Raw genomic sequence first — 390 nt, 5'->3', positions numbered from 1 at the left:
GTTTTAAAGCGTTTTCATTTTATAAGTTGTATAATAAAGACAGCAACCACGTTTTGACTTTCTAGTAAAGGGAAATTGAGGTAAGAGGACTATTATAAAGGAGGTTTTTTGTCAGATGAAGAAGATTCTTAACGGTACTGATCAAGTAGTAGAACAGATGGTGGAAGGTTTAGTTAAATCGCATGCTGATGTTGTTCACCGTGTCGAAGGAACTCGCGTCATTGCAAGAAATGATAAACGTCCAGGAAAAGTCGGACTTGTAAGCGGTGGAGGTTCTGGTCACGAGCCGGCTCATGCTGGTTATGTGGGTCGCGGAATGTTGTCTGCGGCTGTGTGCGGTGATGTTTTCACTTCCCCAACTCCCGACCAAATTTATGAAGGTATTAAAGC

Annotated in this window: 1 pseudogene; it reads left to right on the top strand. The window is 42.3% G+C overall.

What is annotated here, in order from left to right:
* Positions 1-115 precede the first annotated feature (115 nt).
* Positions 116-390 (top strand): annotated as a pseudogene (gene dhaK1, locus J1M44_RS11295) (dihydroxyacetone kinase subunit DhaK1); the annotation flags it as partial.

The organism is Micrococcus sp. KRD128 (assembly GCF_017168395.1).
Lineage (GTDB): Bacteria > Actinomycetota > Actinomycetes > Actinomycetales > Micrococcaceae > Micrococcus > Micrococcus luteus.
Note: the sequence above shows the minus strand (reverse complement) of the source record. Positions and strands in the feature narration are given on the sequence as shown.